Here is a 498-nt window from a genome sequence, read left to right on the forward strand (position 1 = left end):
CCAGAAGAAGCGGGAGTGGCTGCGGCAGAAGCCGTAGCCGCAGTGTCCGGCCAGGTCCGAGCGTTTGACGGTCTCGCGGGAGGCCGCGCAGGGCAGTGGGGTGGAGTCGATCAGCCGCAGATCGTCGTGCCAGGTGGGCACTTGCCGGGCCAGCGCCTCGATCGCGCGGCTGATCAGCGGGCCTGCGGCGTTCAGGCGCTTGTTGTAGGCGGACTGCTGGGGAAGGTAGCGGAACAGGTGTCCCAGCCGGGCATGGGCGAAGCGGATCCAGTGCCGGGCCGAGGGGAAGCCGAGCAGGACCTGGGCGACCGCCAGGCACAGCAGTTCGGCGTCCGTCAGTTTCGGGGGTCGCCCGATCCGGCGACAAGGCGCCACGTGGTCGTCGATGAACACGTACAGTGCCGCCAGAAGGGCGTCCAGGTTTGTCTTCACACACTGACCAACGGGCGCCCTTCGCCATGGTCGCGACCAGGACGAACATTGGACTCAATCATCTAG

General features: G+C 67.3%; 1 pseudogene. It reads right to left on the reverse strand.

Annotated elements, in window-relative coordinates:
- Positions 1-432 (reverse strand): annotated as a pseudogene (locus Q5762_RS37065) (IS982 family transposase); the annotation flags it as partial.
- Between the last annotated feature and the right edge of the window lie 66 nt (positions 433-498).

It is taken from the genome of Streptomyces sp. P9(2023) (assembly GCF_032436795.1).
Taxonomy (GTDB): Bacteria; Actinomycetota; Actinomycetes; order Streptomycetales; family Streptomycetaceae; genus Streptomyces.